This is a genomic window from Veillonellales bacterium (assembly GCA_039680175.1).
GTDB lineage: Bacteria > Bacillota > Negativicutes > JAAYSF01 > JAAYSF01 > JBDKTO01.
In genome coordinates this window covers 33,576-48,707 of record JBDKTO010000045.1, presented here as the reverse complement: position 1 = coordinate 48,707, position 15,132 = coordinate 33,576, and the positions used below count along the sequence as shown (strand labels likewise).

Below are 15,132 nucleotides of genomic sequence, written 5' to 3'. Positions count from 1 at the left end.
TATGTTTGTTTTATCCATAAGAAAGGGTAAAGCCACTTCTCTGATCAGTGTTGTTCTAATTATTATCGTCCTGCTGGCAGCAATTATCTGGGTATATTGCCGTAATGATCGACAAACAAAAGTGGATCGCTCCAACGCCATTCAAGTAACCAGATCAGTAGTTGCAGAACAGGCAGTAGCGGTAGCCGGTCCGGATTTTTTTATTGAATATCGTTTGGAAAGGGATAAAGCTCGCAGTGAAAAATCGGATTTGCTGCGGGAGATCATTAAAAATTCGAAAACCGATAATGCCCGAGAAAAGGCTCAGGAAACGATATTAAAAATGGTTTTAGAAAAGCAGCAGGAAACCGAGCTGGAAAGCTTAATAAAAACAAAAGGATATTCTGATGCCTTGGTATTTATCAAGGATAATTCCGTAAGTGCAGTAGTAAAAACCGACTCACTGTCCCGGGAAGAAGTCGTTCAGGTAGCGGATGTTATCAGCCGGGTGAGCGGTTGCAAAGCTGAGAATATTACAATAAGCGCAAAACCATAACAGCGTGCTTATTTGTAAACATGGAAGATGTTTGTTATAATGTAAAATAATAAACTAACCTTATTGGGTAATTTTATAAGGGAGGGTTGTGCTTGGAAAAGGAAATGGAAAAATTGGAACATAATGACGGAGGTTCTATTCGAATCGCGGATGAAGTGGTAGGTATTATTGCCGGTTTGGCTGCTACCGAGGTATCCGGAGTCGCCGGAATGAGCGGTGGATTAGTTGGTGGTATTGCGGAAATGCTAGGTAAGAAAAACCTAGCTAAGGGAGTGAAAGTTGAAGTCGGTGAACGGGAAGCCGCCGTGGATTTACATCTTATTGTAGAATATGGTGTCCGCATTCCGGATGTTGCTTTACAAGTGCAGGAGAATGTAAAACGGGCGATCGAATCCATGACCGGATTGGATGTAGTAGAAGTAAATATTCACATTCAAGGTGTCGGCTTTAGTCCGGAGGGTAAGGACGAAGATATCCGCGTACGCTAGAAAGGAGTCATTATGGGCATTATTGACCGCATTATTTTGTCTATTTATACCTTTTTGTTAGCTTTTTTGTCCTTAGGCGTTATCTTACTGTCTGTACGCCTGATTTCTTTAGATGTTGTAGGGACAAGCCTTTCCTATATTTTCGGCCAGTGGGAAGCCGGCTCGGTTGGCGCCGTGTTTTTTTTAGTCAGCATTCGACTATTGTTTGCCGGTTTGCGTTCAAGGCGGATGAGAGATACTATTGTGAATCACACTGATTTAGGCGACATCCATATTTCTCTGACAGCAATAGAAAATTTAATTGAAAAAACAGCCAGACATACCCGGGGAGTTCGGGGAGTTAAAATTGATGTGAATCTGAAACGCCAGGAACCACAGGTCATCATTAGAGCAGTAGTAAGTCCGGAAAGCAATGTGCCTTCCGTTTCTGCTGAAATTCAACGCCGTGTGCATGAGCATATCAAAAGTACGGTTGGTATTGAACTGGCAGATGTACAGGTATTGGTTGAGAACATTTCCAATGAATTTAAAATTAAACAACGTGTTGAATGAAGGAGGGTAGTAATAATATGAATGCTAAACTATGGGAAGAAATTTGGCAAAATCATAGCGGCAAGCTTGTCGGGGCTGTATTGGGGCTGCTAGTTGGCATTTTGATTATTGCTTTCGGCTTTTTTCGCACGTTTTTTGTATTGTTATGCGTGCTGGCCGGTTATATTGTCGGTAAGCGCATTGACGAAAAAGAAGATATAATGGATATTTTAGATAAGCTTTTACCACCGGGATACCGGCGCTAGTCAGAATTAACAGTAGAGGAATATTCGAAAATTTTTCAGAAAAAGAGGACGATTATGAGTCGTAGAATGGCAAGAGAAATGGCATTACAAGTTTTATTTCAGCTGGATTTTAATGCCATGGACAAACAGGCTGCGTTGCAAACGGTTTTTATCGAACATGAGAAAAGTACGGATAAAGCAAGATTATATACAGAAGAACTTGTAGTGGGAACGCAAGCCCATTTAGAACAAATTGATGCTGTAATTAGTCAATTTGCCAACGAATGGAAAATTGAACGTATGCCCGGGGTGGATCGCAATATTACCAGAATGGCTATTTATGAAATGAAATTTGGCAGTGAAAAACTGCCACCCAATGTTGTAATCAATGAAGCGGTTGAGTTAGCTAAGGTTTTTGGCACCGAAGAATCCAGTCGGTTTGTTAATGGAATATTAGGTTCTTTAGTAAAAAACAAGGTGTTAGAGAAATGAAATATGTTTTAGGGATTGATACCAGCTGTTATACGACTTCAGTTGCTATTTTAGATGAAACGGGAAAGCTGATTACTGATGAACGCAAAATATTGTCGGTTAAGCCTGGTGGTCGTGGTTTAGCGCAATCAGAGATGGTATTTCAGCATACGCGCAATCTGCCTGCACTGTTTGAGCAAGCTGCCGCTATGGTAGAGCAGCCACTGCGTTTTCAGGCTATTGGGGTGTCCGGTTATCCTCGGCCTCTGCCGGATTCCTATATGCCGGCTTTTTTAGTTGGTGATGGCTATGCCCGGGTTTTAGCGGCTGCCTACCAAAGCAAGCTGCAGCGTATTAGCCATCAGGAAGGTCATATTTTTGCCGGAATTTGGTCTGTCGGCGGCCCTGCACTTGCGTTTCAAGATTTTTTGGCGGTTCATGTTTCCGGCGGCACAACAGAAATAGTTAAGGTGAAAATGAACGACGAACAGGTAGAAATAGTCTTATTAGGCGGCAGTATGGACTTGCATGCCGGACAGTTTATCGATAGGATTGGTGTGGGATTACAGCTTCCTTTCCCGGCGGGGCGCCATTTGGAGCAGCTGGCGAAATCAGGGTTGGACTGCATAGCCACAATACCGGTTTCGGTTAAAAAAATGGATGTTAGTTTTTCCGGTCCGGCAACATATGCCGAGCGGCTGATTGAGCAGGGAGTTGCTCCGGCAGGCATTGCTGCCGGAGTAGAGTACTGTATTGCGGAAACCATCAGTCGGATGGTGAAGGCAGCCATTCAGCATACGGGATTATCGAATGTACTATTGGTTGGCGGAGTAGCTTCCAATCAGTTTATTCGCGATTATGTTCAAAGCCACCTTGCTAGAATTTGTAAAGTGCGCTTGTTTTTTCCTGAAAAACAGTACAGTCCGGATAATGCAATTGGAACGGCCTATTACGCCCTAAGTCACTGTTAGCACAAGATTGATGACCTCGGCATATGATACATAAACACACATATGTGGAGGTGATCCGATGATAACTTATGTTATTCTAGGGGCGATTGTCGGTGCGATAGTTGGTCATTTAATTCCACCAGGTGGTTTCTTTTGGTTTATTTTTGGCGGAGTCGGCGGTTATCTTATCAAACACTACACTGATCGAGGGTATTAATAAAAACTATCCAGACTTTGGTCTGGTTTTTTTTATACGGTTGATATATGATAATAATTATACATCGAAGAGTATAAATTATCAGTTAACCACTGGTAAATAAGTTGGTAATAGAGAGTCAAGATATGTATATTAATAGATAAAGGTGATTCTTTTGAGTATCTTCAGCGTTAGTCAAGTGACTGCCTACATAAAAAACTTATTTGATCATGATCTAAAATTAGTCTCGGTGTTTGTAAAAGGGGAGGTATCAAACTTCAAGCAGCATCATTCCGGTCACTGTTATTTCACCTTAAAAGATAATAACGCTACAATTCGGGCGGTAATGTTTAAGAGCCGGGCACAATTTCTGAAGTTTGAGCCACAGGATGGGCTTAAGGTATTGGCCGGTGGACGAATAACGGTGTTTGAACGGGATGGTCAGTATCAGTTATATGTTGATAATTTAGTACCGCAAGGTGTCGGCGAACTGAGTCTGGCTTTTGCTCAATTAAAAGAAAAACTCAGCCGGGAAGGACTATTTGCCGAAGAACGAAAAAAAAAGCTGCCGCTTTTGCCAAAAGCAGTGGGAATTATCACATCCCCCACCGGTGCCGCCGTCAAAGATATTATTACCGTTTCCAAACGTCGATTTTCCGGTGTTCCTTTAATTTTATTCCCTGTTCAGGTACAGGGAGCGGAAGCGCCGCGGCAAATTGCTCAGGCCATTAAAGTATTGAATAATCGCGGCGGGATTGATGTTATTATTGTGGGGCGCGGTGGCGGTTCGCTGGAAGAATTGTGGGCCTTTAATGAGGAAATAGTGGTGCGGGCAGTTGCTGAATCGGATGTGCCTGTCGTTTCGGCAGTCGGACACCAAACGGATTTTACTTTGACTGATTTTGCCGCCGACATCCGGGCGGCGACACCATCTCAGGCAGCGGAAATTGTAATTCCGGATGCCCGTGAATTATATCGTTATGTGCAGTCAATGCGTAATATGCTGGAAGCGAATATTCTTAACGTAATCAAAAAAATGCGGCTTCGGTTGGAACAATACAGCAGCAGCCGGGTAATGACTCATCCTGCTGATTTGCTAACCGCGAAACAACAGCTTCTGGATAATTCCAGGCAGCGGCTGGAACAAGCCTTGCAGTATAAAATCAGGGATGCGAAACATATCTTTACGATTGCTGCGGAAAAACTGGCTATACTTAGTCCGCTGGCGGTACTGTCACGAGGATATAGTGTACTGCGCAATCAGGATGGCAGAATTATACGAACCTATAACGATATCAATATCGGCCAAAAGCTGGAAGTGGTGCTTTATAAAGGCGCCATTACGGTAGAAGTGTTGCAGAAGAGGGAGGAAGAACGTGGTTAAAGCTAAAAAGTTATCACCGGAAAACAAGAACGAATTGAGTTTTGAGACCGCTCTGGCTCAGTTGGAGGATATTGTGAAACAATTAGAGCAGGGAGAACTGCCATTAGAGGATTCACTGGCTCAATTTTCCGAAGGCGTTGAACTTTCACAAGTCTGTATACATAAATTAAATGCAGCCGAGAAACAAATTGATAAAATTATTCAAGAACGACAGGGAAAAATAATTGAAAAGCCATTGCAGACACAGGAGGGTGAATGATGTTAAAAGAATATTGCCAGGATAAGGGAAAAATAATTGATGCTGCATTGGCAAAGTTTATTCCCCGGGAGCAAAAATATCTTGATATTATTTTTGAGGCGATGCGCTACAGCCTGTTTGCCGGGGGAAAACGATTGCGGCCGGTATTGTTAATGGCTTCTGCCGATGCAGTAGGGGGAAACGGAAATTTATTCATCAACATGGCCTGCGGGCTGGAGATGATACATACTTATTCACTCATTCACGATGATTTGCCGGCCATGGATAATGATGATTATAGACGCGGCAAATTGACCAATCACAAGGTTTTTGGCGAAGGCATGGCTGTTTTGGCGGGAGATGCTTTATTAACGGCAGCTTTTGAGGTCATGTTGTCTCAAACAGGCGTAGCGCCGGCGGCTCTTTTACCGGTAATTCGGGAAATCAGCGTCGCTGCCGGTCCTGCCGGTATGGTGGGCGGACAGGCTATTGATCTAAAATCTGCAGGGAAATCATTGGATTTACCTGCTTTGCAGTTTATGCATCAGGCGAAAACAGGCGCATTGTTTCGTGCCGCCATTCGGGGTGGAGCGATGTTAGCCGGTGCAACGCCGCAACAAGTGGATCAACTTACCCGCTATGCCGAAGAATTCGGACTGGCATTTCAAATTACCGATGATATCCTTGATGTCATCGGAACTCAGGAAAAAATCGGCAAACCGGTGGGCAGCGATATCAGAAACCACAAAGCAACTTATGTTACATTGTATTCTTTGCCTACTGCGCAGCAGCTGGCACAACAGGCAGTACAAAATGCTTTGGCTGCTTTAGTTGATTTTGGCGGTGAGGCAGATATGTTGCGTGCGTTTGTTAAATATTTGATTTCGCGGGATCGCTGATTATTTTCATGGACAGCTGTTAAAGAGGAGGAACTTGGTTGAATAAATTTCTCGATACGATTAATAAACCGCAGGATATAAAGAATCTTTCCCTGGAACAACTGGGAGAACTGGCCGGGGAGATTCGTGAGTTTCTCATTCATACTGTAGCGAAGACCGGGGGCCATCTGGCGTCAAATTTGGGTGTGGTGGAGTTAACACTTGCACTGCATAAGATCTTTGACAGTCCACGGGATAAATTTGTTTGGGATGTAGGCCATCAGGCCTATGTTCACAAAATTCTCACCGGCAGACGGGAACAATTTTCAACACTCAGGCAATTTGGCGGTTTAAGCGGTTTTCCCAAGCACTCGGAAAGTATACACGACGTTTTTGGCACCGGGCATTCCAGCACTTCGATTTCAGCAGCGCTGGGTATGTCGATTGCACGGGATATGTCGGGCGGCAAGCATCAGGTTCTGGCAATTATCGGCGACGGATCACTGACCGGCGGACAAGCCTTTGAAGCTTTAAATCATGCCGGCGATTTGGGTACCCACTTAATCGTTATCGTAAATGATAACGAAATGTCTATTTCAAAAAATGTTGGCGCCATGTCGGAATATTTATCGAAAATGCGGACGGCGCCCACATATACCAAAGTAAAACGAGATATTGAATTTTTGCTCAAACGGATTCCGGCAATTGGCGACAGCGTAGCGAGAGCGGTGGAACGGGTGAAAGACAGTTTACGTTATCTGCTGGTTCCCGGAATGCTGTTTGAAGAACTAGGTTTTACCTATATTGGTCCAATTGACGGACATAATCTTCAAGTTTTGACGGATATGTTTGAAAAAGCAAAAAATATGCAGGGGCCGGTGTTGATTCACGCTTTGACCCGTAAAGGGAAAGGTTATCTGCCGGCAGAATGCAATGCAAATAAATTCCATGGAGTAGGTCCTTTTTGCATTGAATCCGGTGAAATAATAAAAAGCGATAAACGGCCGTCTTATACAGCTGTTTTCAGCAATGCATTGATCGAATTAGCCCAGCGGAATGCCAATATTGTGGGAATTACAGCTGCTATGCCGGAAGGTACCGGGCTGAAGCAATTTGGCGATAAGTTTCCTCAGCGCTTTTTTGATGTGGGGATTGCTGAACAGCATGCCATTACGCTGGCGGCAGGCTTGGCGACACAGGGGAAAAAGCCGGTAGTTGCCTTGTATTCAACTTTTGGACAGCGAGGTTATGATCAAATTGTGCATGATGTCTGTCTTCAGCAGTTACCGGTAATTTTTGCCCTTGATCGGGCGGGAATTGTGGGAGAAGATGGTCCGACACATCATGGAGTTTTTGACTTCAGCTATTTACGGCATATACCCAATATGGTTCTTATGGCGCCAAAAGATGAAAATGAGCTGCGACATATGCTGTTTACCGCTGTCGGGATGAATGGACCTGTTGCTATTCGCTATCCCCGCGGCAGCGGGGTGGGAGTATCTACCGCAGAACCAATGCATAAACTAGCAATTGGAACAGCGGAAGAATTAAAGCAGGGCAAGGATGTAGTCTTTTTCGCAGTCGGCGCAATGGTTCAATCCTGCTTGACAGCCAGTGAACTGCTGGCACAGCAGGGAATTGAGGCCGGAGTAGTCAATGCTCGTTTTGTTAAACCCCTTGATGAACAAATGCTGCGGAATTTAGCCCGGGACGGAAGCGTTATGATCACCGTGGAAGACAATGTCTTAGCCGGCGGCTTTGGTTCTGCCGTTATGGAATATATAAACAGCCAGCAATATAGCTGGGTTAAGCTATTGCGCTTGGGACTCCCGGATCAGTTTATCGAGCATGGGAAAAGGGCTGAATTATTACAAAAATATCAATTAGATGCTGTCGGCATTGCTGATCGTACTATTGCCTTTTTACGACAGTTTGGAGCGCGGTGATTTTATATGAATAAAGAACGTCTTGATACATTATTAGTCAGCAAAGGATTAGCGCCAAGTCGTGAACGGGCTAAAGCGTGGATTATGGCCGGAACGGTGCTTGTTAATGGTCAGAGAATCGATAAAGCCGGTTCAATGGTTCCTTCTCAGGCCAATATCCGTGTGGCCGGAGACAGTATTGGCTATGTCAGCAGGGGGGGGCTGAAGTTAGCAAAAGCGCTAAAAACTTTTTCTATTCGCCTTGAAAATAAGGTAATGGCTGATATTGGAGCCTCTACAGGAGGTTTTACCGACTGCGCTCTGCAAAACGGAGCAGCTAAGGTTTATGCAATAGATGTCGGTTATGGCCAATTAGCCTGGTCGCTGCGTACCGACGCGCGGGTGATTAACATGGAGAGAACAAATATCCGCCATATTTCTTTAGCAGATATCGGCGAATCCCTTCATTTTATTTCTATTGATGTGGCGTTTATTTCACTGGAAAAAGTTCTGCCTGTAGTGAAAACTTTATTGGCAGTTCCCGGTGAAGTTGTGGCATTGATCAAGCCACAATTTGAGGCCGGAAGAGAAAAAGTGGGAAAGAAGGGTGTTGTCCGCGATCCTCTGGTGCATCAGGAAGTGATTGTAAAAATTGTCGATATGGCCAGGAGAATTGGACTTGCCCCCATGGGACTGACTTTTTCACCCATAAAAGGGCCGGAAGGAAATATTGAATATCTGCTGTATCTTTTAAATTCTGCCGCTGAGCCGATAGTTAACGGACAGGTGATCGAATCAGTTGTGCAAGCGGCGCATAGTCATCTGTAGTTGTATTACTGCCGGTTAGCGGGTGAATGGGTGGCTAATGGGAGGAATAACGGTGTTAACAATTGGAATATTTCCCAATATTAGTAAAAAAAATGTCGGCTCCGTGATCGATTGGATGGTCGGATATTGTAAGAAAAAGAAAATTGCGATCCTTCTGCCGGAGCAGACCGCTAAAGTATTGAATTACCCGGATTTATCCGGTACCATAGAGTTTATGAAAGATCATATTGATGTGGCGATTACTTTAGGTGGTGATGGCACATTATTGAGTACGATAAGAAAAATTGCTCCGTCCGGCATTCCGGCTTTTGGGATTAACATGGGGCAATTGGGATTTTTGACTCAAGCGGAATTGTCCCAGGCAGAATGTGCTTTAGAGAAAATTATCCATGGCGATTATTGTGTTGAGAAACGAGTCATGCTGGATGCCTTAGTGGTCAGAAATTCAAAAAATATTTATGTATCTTCGGCGGTTAACGATGTAGTTGTAACCAAAGCCGGATTCTCCCGGATGATAAAATTACGTTTGTTGGTTGGCGGTGAGCCGGCAGCTGATTACTGGGCCGATGGACTGATTGCTGCTACTCCCACCGGCTCTACCGGATATTCGCTGTCGGCAGGCGGTCCTATCGTCAATCCGGAACTGGATGTGATGCTGCTTACACCAATTTGTCCCCATACGCTTCATGCCAGGCCGATGATTATTTCGGCCGATGAAGAAGTAACTATTAATTTACCAATCGCCCAGGAGGATATCGTTCTCACAGTGGATGGACAGGTGATTCAAAAATTGCTGCCTGGCGACGAGGTACGGGTGAGACGGTCAGCGTCACAAGCTCAATTTCTTCGGTTTAATGATAAAAGCTATTATCGCAGCCTACGGTTGAAACTGTGGCGGGATGATTTACATGCAAACGTTTAATGCGGTAATATAGGCTCATCATTTATTAGCCGAGCTGGCTTACTGCAACGGCTTTATATTGAATTGAATAGAAAAAGTTAGGAGTGAAGTGCGTGAAGATATTGCGTCACGCTAAAATCAAAGAAATTGTGGAGCATAGCATTGTCGAGACGCAGGAGGAATTAGCCGAGTCCTTGCGAAAAAAAGGAATTAGAGTTACCCAGGCCACTGTTTCCCGGGATATCAAAGAACTAAGGCTCATCAAGGTTCCTACCGGAGACGGAAGATCACGTTATGCTTTTCCCCTGGAGCAAAGCGTAATGTTTTCTCCGTCCCGCATGGAAAGAATGTTCCGGGATTCAGTAATCGCTATTGATTATAGTCAGAACATTATTGTCTTGAAGACTTTACCAGGCACAGCCCAGGCCGTGGCTTCAACGGTTGATTATGCAAAATGGCCGGAGATTATTGGCACAGTTGCCGGCGATGACAATATCTTAGTCATTGTGAAGCCTATGGAGGCTGTAACCCAGGTGATTGCAAAACTTCAGTCCCTATTACAATAACGGCAGTAGGAGAGGATTATGATGCTGCGATCTTTGAATGTGACTAATTTTGCATTAATTGAACAGGTGTGTATTGAATTTTCAGAGGGCTTGAATATTATGACCGGTGAAACAGGGGCAGGAAAGTCTATTCTCATTGATGCTCTCAGTATGATTCTCGGTAATCGGGCGTCTTTGGATTATATTCGTACTGGTACTGACTTTTTTCGTGTAGAAGCTGTTTTCGATTTTCCCCGGCTGAATGGTATACAGGATATGTTGGCAGAACAAGGTATTCTATTGGATGAAGATGGTGCACTGATTATTAGCCGCCGTCTGTCGCGTAGCGGGAAAAATTTAATTTTAATGAACGGTTGTCACGTTACCTTGGCCTATTTACGCTTAGTTGGTGAAAAATTAGTGGACATGCATGGTCAGCATGAAAATCAGGCTTTACTGCGGCCGGATTCGCACTTGAATCTGCTGGATTCTTTTGATTCTCATATTGACGATCTACTGGCAAAATACCGCGATGTTTACCGGAACTGGTCAAAACTGTGTCAGGAGATGTCACTCACGGAAAAACAATCTCGTGAACGAGCGCAGCGATTGGATATGTTAAATTGGCAGACCCGGGAAATTGCCGCAGCGGAATTGAAAGAGGACGAAGATGTAGAATTGGAGCGGGAAATTCAGTTCTTAACGCATGCAGAAAAAATTGCCAATGCGGCCAGTCGGGCTTATGACTTATTAAGCCAAGAAAATACCGGGCATATCGGCGTAACAACCTCTCTGGCGGAAGTAAAAAACCAGCTGGAAATGGCTGTACGTTACGATTCCCGGCTTCAGCCCCAATTAACGGCGGTAGAGAATGCTTTATATCAAATTGAAGATGTAAATCTGGAATTACGTGATTATTGCGAGTCAACGAATTTTGATCCAGCAAGATTGAGTCAGCTGCAAAGGCGTATGGATGTAATATATAAATTGAGGAAAAAATACGGTGCAACGATAGCCGATATAATAAATTATTATAATCAGTGTATGACGCAAATCGAGACAATGGTTAATTTCGATGAGCATTTTGCCGAAATGAGCCATAAACGAGCGGAATTAGAAAGAGAAATGACTGCTTTAGCCGATGAACTCAGCCGTATTCGTCTGCAAGCTGCACCTCAAATAGCGGCTGGTATTTGTAATCAATTGATTGATCTGGGTATGCCAAAAGCAACCATTCTGTTTGTCGTAACACAAAAAAAAGATTTTGACAACAACGGGCGTAATGAGGTAACGATCTTGTTTTCCGCCAATGCCGGCGAGGTTCCCAAACCATTGCAGAAAGTTGCTTCCGGCGGCGAATTGTCAAGGATTGCTCTTGCCGTAAAAACAGTTAGCACGCACAGGGATCCTGTCGGAGTTATTATTTTTGACGAGATTGATGCCGGTGTCGGGGGACAGACGGCACAGATGATAGCTGAGAAAATCGCCATCGTGGCAGGCAGCAAGCAGGTATTATGTATCACTCATTTACCGCAAATCGCCTGCATGGCTGACAGTCACCTTTATATTGAAAAAATAACCGATAAGAATCGAACAAATACTACGGTGCGAATATTGTCTGAACCGGAGCGATTAAGGGAAATCACCCGTATGATTTCCGGCGATTTAATGACCAAGGCGGCTGTCGAAAATGCAGCGGATATGCTGAAAGCAGCAAAACAAAAAAAAGAAATATGGAAAAATAAAGCGCAAGCATGAGCTTGCGCTTATTTTATGCTTAAAAACAGCTGAAATAGATAGCAAAGACAATTAATAGTATTTTCCCCGGAATAATCCCGAAAAAAAACGGGAATCTTTAATTTCGCGAGCAGTTTATCAGTGCAGCATAAATGTTGAAGCAGGGAGTGGTGATGAATTCATGGCAAGCATTAACCGGCGATCCTTTAGCGGAATTTTTATTGCGATACTCATTATTGCATTTTGTCTTTCACCACAGTTTCGCCATATTTATAGCTTGCCGCCTCACATGCGTATTATGGAGGGTGAGTCGGCTTTATTTACGGTAAGCCTTCCTTTAACGGTTACTATGAGTCATCCGGATCATGAGCAAAGCATACGCCTACAGTCCTATACGCCTGCTTCTGTTTTATCCCGGCCGGTAGCTTTGGAACCTGTTAAAATTGGCAAGGCTATCGTTGAATTTAAATTATTGGGGCTAGTGCCGATTCGTACTGTAGAAGTAGACGTTATTCCGCCAATTACTCTAATTCCCGGCGGGCATTCCATTGGTGTAATGCTTCATTCCCACGGAGTTATCGTGGTTGGCAATTCACCGGTACAAATGGCAGACGGACAATATGCAACACCGGCAAAAAATGCCGGGATCAATATCGGCGACGTGATTCTCAGTATCAACGGAACCCCGGTTCAAAGTGACGGTCAGGTCGCTGAAATTATTGACTCCAGTGGTAAAGATAACCGTTCTCTGGATTTATTATTGAAACGGGGCGAAGACCAGGTTCATATTACTTTGGCTCCGGTTTTGTGTAATGACACTAAACGTTTCAGGATTGGGCTATTCGTAAGAGACAGCGCAGCGGGAGTTGGAACACTGACTTTTTATGAGCCTAAATCAAGAACATATGGCGCCTTAGGGCATATTATTACCGATAGTGATACAAACCAACCCATCGATTGCGACCAGGGTAAAATTGTATTGGCAACTGTATCCGGAATTCAGCAAGGAAAACGTGGACAACCGGGTGAAAAAATTGGTATGTTTATTGAAGAAGATCAGTTAGTAGGCGATATCAAAAAAAACACTCCCTTTGGTATATACGGTCAGTTAAGTAATAATCTGTCAAATGGATTGTATTCGGAAGGTATTCCTATTGCGTCGATGAACCAGGTTCAGACAGGAGCCGCAGAGATGTTAACTGTTGTTGATGGACAGAAAATAGAGAGCTTTGCCATTGAAATTCAAAAAATTAATTTGCAGGATATTCCCGAAGGGAAAGGAATGGTCATAAAAATAACGGATTCCCGGTTGATGGAAAAGACAGGCGGTATTGTACAAGGAATGAGCGGCAGCCCTATAATTCAAAATGGAAAAATTATTGGCGCCGTTACTCATGTGTTTGTCCATGATCCGACGAAAGGCTATGGGTGTTTTATTGATTGGATGCTTATGGAAAGCGGAATTATTCCGAAAAAAGAAAAACAAACAGCCAAAAAACTTTTTGCAGTTTCTAGCTGTTTGTTTTTGGAAAAAGCAGGATAAAAATTTTAAATATAATGGATTTTTTTTCCAAACAAGGAAGGAACTGACGCGCACTTGTCGAATTGTATTTTTATCGTATAAAATATAGGGAGAGGATGTTATTCATGAAAGATACAATTAAATTGGCAATTGCCGATGACAATCGCGAGTTCGTAGGGATTATGCAGGAATATCTTATGCAGCAAGCCGATATTGATTTGGTCGGAACTGCCTTCAACGGAGAAGAAATTGTTACTATTATTGAGGAAAAACAGCCTGATGTTGTAATTTTGGATATTATTATGCCCCATCTTGACGGAATTGGCGTATTGGAACGGGTTAATGTTATGGGCGGTAAAAGACCTAAAGTTATTATGTTAACCGCATTTGGCCAAGAGAGCATTACCCAGCGGGTTGTGGAATTAGGTGCTGATTATTATATTTTAAAACCTTTCAATATGGATGTTTTAGTCAGCCGAATTCGACAGCTGGCAAACACCATTACATCCCAGCGGCCGATGGTGGCTCAAGCAATAAAAGCTCGTCCAGTGGATGTAGAAGTAACCAATATCATTCGGGAAATCGGAATTCCCGCTCATATTAAAGGCTATCAATATTTACGGGATGCTATTCTGATGATTATTGCCGAAATCGAATTGCTGGGGGCCGTGACCAAAGTATTGTATCCGATGATCGCCGAAAAGTATTCAACGACGCCAAGCCGGGTGGAACGCGCAATTCGTCATGCGATTGAGGTTGCTTGGAGTCGCGGTAACATGGAAATGATCAACCGGATATTTGGTTATACAATAAAATTGGAGAAGGGCAAGCCTACCAATTCTGAGTTTATGGCCATGATTGCCGATAAACTTAGAATGGAGATGCGTGCGTGAAACGAACATCCCCCTGTATCCTCTAGGACGCAGGGGGGATTTTTATGATTAACGTAGCTGACCGGGTAAGGCGGCGTGATTCATTTAAGACAATGATGAATCATATCTTTTACCGTTGTATATTTCGTTTGCAGCAACGATAATTGCTGCTGCAGCTCTTTGATTTTACCAGAAAAAATGATACTATTGCGTTGAGTAACAATCTGCATGGATATTCCTCCCCGGAGGTAAGATATGTAGGTATACCACAAAATATTCCAGGAGGTTAAAAGATTGGATGGATTAACAGAAAAATTTATACGTTCAAACAGCATATTTAATGGTAAAATTTTAAATCTTGTTTGTGATACTGTTCAACTTCCTAACGGCAAAGAAGCTACGCGTGAGGTGGTGCATCATCCAGGTGCTGTTGCCGTTGTTCCGATATTAGAGGACGGCTGTATAGTGCTTGTAAGGCAATACCGCTATCCTATTGGTAAAATTTTATTGGAAATTCCAGCCGGAAAGCTGGAACCGGAAGAAGATCCTGATGAGTGCGCCCGGAGAGAACTAAAGGAAGAAACGGGATATATTGCCGGCACTATTAAAAAATTAACCGCTATTTATACCACACCGGGCTTTAGTAATGAGGTGATTCATCTATATTTGGCGTTAAATATGAAATTGGCTGAAGTATGTCCCGATGAAGATGAATTTATTAAGGTGGAAACATATTCACGCAGTAAAATTAAGGCGATGATTCATGATGGGCTCATTACGGATGCAAAAACAATACTAGGTCTGCTAATGGCAGGTTTATGATATGCTAACATAGCGACAAGATAAACAGTTAATATGATCCGGGACAAAACTGGTATAAAGATAG

Annotated in this window: 19 protein-coding genes; 18 read left to right on the top strand and 1 reads right to left on the bottom strand. The window is 43.4% G+C overall.

What is annotated here, in order from left to right:
* The first annotated feature begins 1 nt into the window (after position 1).
* The 17 genes from ABFC84_07335 (at position 2) to spo0A (ending at position 14,267) form a co-directional block, all read left to right on the top strand.
* Positions 2-535 (top strand): SpoIIIAH-like family protein, encoded by a 534-nt coding sequence (locus ABFC84_07335; GenBank protein MEN6412561.1) that lies wholly within the window; start codon positions 2-4, stop codon positions 533-535.
* Positions 536-627: 92 nt separating this feature from the next.
* The gene (locus tag ABFC84_07330; GenBank protein ID MEN6412560.1) at positions 628-1,023 is read left to right on the top strand and encodes an Asp23/Gls24 family envelope stress response protein; all 396 of its coding nucleotides are present in this window, start codon (positions 628-630) and stop codon (positions 1,021-1,023) included.
* A gap of 12 nt (positions 1,024-1,035) precedes the next feature.
* Positions 1,036-1,575 carry an alkaline shock response membrane anchor protein AmaP gene (gene amaP, locus ABFC84_07325; protein ID MEN6412559.1) on the top strand — a complete coding sequence of 180 codons (540 nt, stop codon included), beginning with the start codon at positions 1,036-1,038 and terminating at the stop codon, positions 1,573-1,575.
* Positions 1,576-1,592: 17 nt separating this feature from the next.
* The gene (locus ABFC84_07320; GenBank protein MEN6412558.1) at positions 1,593-1,820 is read left to right on the top strand and encodes a DUF2273 domain-containing protein; all 228 of its coding nucleotides are present in this window, start codon (positions 1,593-1,595) and stop codon (positions 1,818-1,820) included.
* Between the two features lie 54 nt (positions 1,821-1,874).
* The gene (gene nusB / locus ABFC84_07315) at positions 1,875-2,291 is read left to right on the top strand and encodes a transcription antitermination factor NusB (protein MEN6412557.1); all 417 of its coding nucleotides are present in this window, start codon (positions 1,875-1,877) and stop codon (positions 2,289-2,291) included.
* The gene (locus ABFC84_07310) at positions 2,288-3,241 is read left to right on the top strand and encodes a hypothetical protein (GenBank protein ID MEN6412556.1); all 954 of its coding nucleotides are present in this window, start codon (positions 2,288-2,290) and stop codon (positions 3,239-3,241) included. Before nusB ends, ABFC84_07310 begins: the two co-directional genes overlap by 4 nt.
* A 58-nt stretch (positions 3,242-3,299) precedes the next feature.
* A complete protein-coding gene (locus tag ABFC84_07305) occupies positions 3,300-3,437 on the top strand; it encodes a hypothetical protein (protein ID MEN6412555.1) in 138 nt (45 codons plus the stop codon).
* 154 nt (positions 3,438-3,591) lie between these two features.
* Complete coding sequence (xseA, locus tag ABFC84_07300; protein ID MEN6412554.1) at positions 3,592-4,800, top strand: exodeoxyribonuclease VII large subunit; 1,209 nt, start codon at positions 3,592-3,594, stop codon at positions 4,798-4,800.
* Positions 4,793-5,059 (top strand): exodeoxyribonuclease VII small subunit, encoded by a 267-nt coding sequence (gene xseB / locus ABFC84_07295; protein MEN6412553.1) that lies wholly within the window; start codon positions 4,793-4,795, stop codon positions 5,057-5,059. The genes xseA and xseB overlap by 8 nt, the downstream gene beginning before the upstream one ends.
* Entirely contained in the window at positions 5,059-5,937 is an 879-nt protein-coding gene (locus ABFC84_07290) for a polyprenyl synthetase family protein (GenBank protein MEN6412552.1), read from the top strand. The genes xseB and ABFC84_07290 overlap by 1 nt, the downstream gene beginning before the upstream one ends.
* 38 nt (positions 5,938-5,975) lie before the next feature.
* Complete coding sequence (gene dxs, locus ABFC84_07285; GenBank protein MEN6412551.1) at positions 5,976-7,862, top strand: 1-deoxy-D-xylulose-5-phosphate synthase; 1,887 nt, start codon at positions 5,976-5,978, stop codon at positions 7,860-7,862.
* A 6-nt stretch (positions 7,863-7,868) separates the two neighbouring features.
* Positions 7,869-8,669, top strand: a complete 801-nt coding sequence (locus ABFC84_07280; protein MEN6412550.1) for a TlyA family RNA methyltransferase — start codon at positions 7,869-7,871, stop codon at positions 8,667-8,669.
* A gap of 52 nt (positions 8,670-8,721) precedes the next feature.
* Positions 8,722-9,591: an NAD(+)/NADH kinase gene (locus tag ABFC84_07275; protein MEN6412549.1), complete on the top strand. Its 870-nt coding sequence runs from the start codon at positions 8,722-8,724 to the stop codon at positions 9,589-9,591.
* 92 nt (positions 9,592-9,683) lie between these two features.
* Positions 9,684-10,136 carry an arginine repressor gene (gene argR, locus ABFC84_07270; protein ID MEN6412548.1) on the top strand — a complete coding sequence of 151 codons (453 nt, stop codon included), beginning with the start codon at positions 9,684-9,686 and terminating at the stop codon, positions 10,134-10,136.
* Positions 10,137-10,154: 18 nt separating this feature from the next.
* Positions 10,155-11,873, top strand: a complete 1,719-nt coding sequence (gene recN / locus ABFC84_07265; protein MEN6412547.1) for a DNA repair protein RecN — start codon at positions 10,155-10,157, stop codon at positions 11,871-11,873.
* A 160-nt stretch (positions 11,874-12,033) separates the two neighbouring features.
* Complete coding sequence (gene spoIVB / locus ABFC84_07260) at positions 12,034-13,395, top strand: SpoIVB peptidase (GenBank protein ID MEN6412546.1); 1,362 nt, start codon at positions 12,034-12,036, stop codon at positions 13,393-13,395.
* Between the two features lie 104 nt (positions 13,396-13,499).
* On the top strand, positions 13,500-14,267 hold the full coding sequence (gene spo0A, locus ABFC84_07255) for a sporulation transcription factor Spo0A (protein MEN6412545.1): 768 nt from the start codon (positions 13,500-13,502) through the stop codon (positions 14,265-14,267).
* 80 nt (positions 14,268-14,347) lie between these two features.
* Here the strand turns inward: spo0A and ABFC84_07250 are convergent, their stop codons facing one another.
* Positions 14,348-14,476: a hypothetical protein gene (locus ABFC84_07250; protein MEN6412544.1), complete on the bottom strand. Its 129-nt coding sequence runs from the start codon at positions 14,474-14,476 to the stop codon at positions 14,348-14,350.
* A gap of 64 nt (positions 14,477-14,540) precedes the next feature.
* Here ABFC84_07250 and ABFC84_07245 point away from each other — a divergent pair, with 64 nt between their 5' ends.
* A complete protein-coding gene (locus ABFC84_07245) occupies positions 14,541-15,068 on the top strand; it encodes an NUDIX hydrolase (protein ID MEN6412543.1) in 528 nt (175 codons plus the stop codon).
* The last annotated feature ends 64 nt before the right edge of the window (positions 15,069-15,132 follow it).

What these genes read in the sequence shown, in the direction of transcription:
- ABFC84_07320 (MEN6412558.1), top strand. Translation starts at nt 1,593, where the DNA reads ATGAATGCTAAACTATGGGAAGAAATTTGGCAAAATCATAGCGGCAAG.
- ABFC84_07310 (MEN6412556.1), top strand. Translation starts at nt 2,288, where the DNA reads ATGAAATATGTTTTAGGGATTGATACCAGCTGTTATACGACTTCAGTT.
- spoIVB (MEN6412546.1), top strand. Translation starts at nt 12,034, where the DNA reads ATGGCAAGCATTAACCGGCGATCCTTTAGCGGAATTTTTATTGCGATA.
- recN (MEN6412547.1), top strand. Translation starts at nt 10,155, where the DNA reads ATGATGCTGCGATCTTTGAATGTGACTAATTTTGCATTAATTGAACAG.
- spo0A (MEN6412545.1), top strand. Translation starts at nt 13,500, where the DNA reads ATGAAAGATACAATTAAATTGGCAATTGCCGATGACAATCGCGAGTTC.
- ABFC84_07280 (MEN6412550.1), top strand. Translation starts at nt 7,869, where the DNA reads ATGAATAAAGAACGTCTTGATACATTATTAGTCAGCAAAGGATTAGCG.
- ABFC84_07250 (MEN6412544.1), bottom strand. Translation starts at nt 14,476, where the DNA reads ATGCAGATTGTTACTCAACGCAATAGTATCATTTTTTCTGGTAAAATC.
- amaP (MEN6412559.1), top strand. Translation starts at nt 1,036, where the DNA reads ATGGGCATTATTGACCGCATTATTTTGTCTATTTATACCTTTTTGTTA.
- nusB (MEN6412557.1), top strand. Translation starts at nt 1,875, where the DNA reads ATGAGTCGTAGAATGGCAAGAGAAATGGCATTACAAGTTTTATTTCAG.
- ABFC84_07305 (MEN6412555.1), top strand. Translation starts at nt 3,300, where the DNA reads ATGATAACTTATGTTATTCTAGGGGCGATTGTCGGTGCGATAGTTGGT.
- ABFC84_07335 (MEN6412561.1), top strand. Translation starts at nt 2, where the DNA reads ATGTTTGTTTTATCCATAAGAAAGGGTAAAGCCACTTCTCTGATCAGT.
- ABFC84_07290 (MEN6412552.1), top strand. Translation starts at nt 5,059, where the DNA reads ATGTTAAAAGAATATTGCCAGGATAAGGGAAAAATAATTGATGCTGCA.